2 protein-coding genes are annotated in these 1,223 nt (G+C 66.1%); both read left to right on the top strand.

Going from position 1 to position 1,223, the window contains the following annotated elements; translation table 11 throughout:
* Positions 1-158 (top strand): pyridoxine 5'-phosphate oxidase C-terminal domain-containing protein (locus A9X03_RS19315; protein ID WP_304528481.1); only part of this gene is annotated, 158 nt, incomplete at its 5' end.
* Between the two features lie 129 nt (positions 159-287).
* Positions 288-1,223 (top strand): citrate/2-methylcitrate synthase (locus A9X03_RS19310; RefSeq protein WP_068262478.1); only part of this gene is annotated, 936 nt, incomplete at its 3' end.

Raw genomic sequence — 1,223 nt, 5'->3', positions numbered from 1 at the left:
CCGCGCGGTTCGCCGACCAAGACCAGATCCCGGTGCCGCCGGGCTGGGGCGGTTACCTGCTCGCTCCGGAGTCGGTCGAATTCTGGCAGGGGCGGGAGAACCGGTTGCATAACCGGATCCGGGTCGCCGGCGCCCGTGTCGAACGCCTCCAGCCCTAGCCCGCGCCCGGGATCGGTGCGACGCCGCAGACTCGACCCCGGGCAGGCACGCGAACGCGACAACGACTACCTTCACCTGTAAGCCCCTAGTCAGGGCAGCCATACCAGTCAGAGCGCAAAGGGGTTCTCGTGGCCGACACCGACGACACCGCAACTCTGAAGTACCCGGGGGGCGAGATCGACCTGGAAATCGTTCACGCCACCGAAGGTGCTGACGGCATTGCGCTCGGTCCCCTGTTGTCCAAGACCGGGCACACCACCTTCGACAACGGCTTCGTCAACACCGCCGCGTGCAAGAGCGCGATCACCTACATCGACGGTGACGCCGGAATTCTGCGGTACCGCGGCTACCCGATCGAGCAGCTAGCCGAGAAGTCGACCTTCATCGAGGTGAGCTACCTGCTGATCTACGGCGAGCTGCCGGACTCCGACCAGCTCGCGGAGTTCACCAAGCGGATCCAGCTGCACACCATGCTGCACGAGGACCTCAAGCGCTTCTTCGACGGCTTCCCCCGCAACGCGCACCCCATGCCGGTGCTGTCCAGCGTGGTGAACGCGCTGAGCGCCTACTACCCCGACGCGCTCGACCCGATGGACAACAACCAGGTCGAGCTGTCGACGATCCGCCTGCTCGCGAAGCTGCCCACCATCGCCGCGTACGCGTACAAGAAGTCCGTCGGGCAGCCGTTCCTCTACCCGGACAACAATCTGACGCTGGTGGAGAACTTCCTGCGGATGACGTTCGGGCTGCCGGCCGAGCCCTACCAGGCCGACCCCGAGGTGGTCCGGGCGCTGGACATGCTGCTCATCCTGCACGCCGACCACGAGCAGAACTGCTCGACGTCGACGGTGCGGCTGGTGGGGTCGTCGCGGGCCAACCTGTTCACCTCGATCTCCGGTGGCATCAACGCGCTGTGGGGCCCGCTGCACGGCGGCGCCAATCAGGCGGTGCTCGAGATGCTCGAGCAGATCCGCGAAAGCGGCGACGACGTCAGCGAGTTCGTCCGCAAGGTGAAGAACCGCGAAGAGGGCGTCAAGCTGATGGGCTTCGGCCACCGGGTCTAC

Source organism: Mycobacterium sp. E1715, assembly GCF_001667625.1.
Classification (GTDB): Bacteria; Actinomycetota; Actinomycetes; order Mycobacteriales; family Mycobacteriaceae; genus Mycobacterium.
The sequence above is the reverse complement of the archived record's forward strand: the minus strand, read 5'-3'. Positions and strand labels throughout refer to the sequence as shown.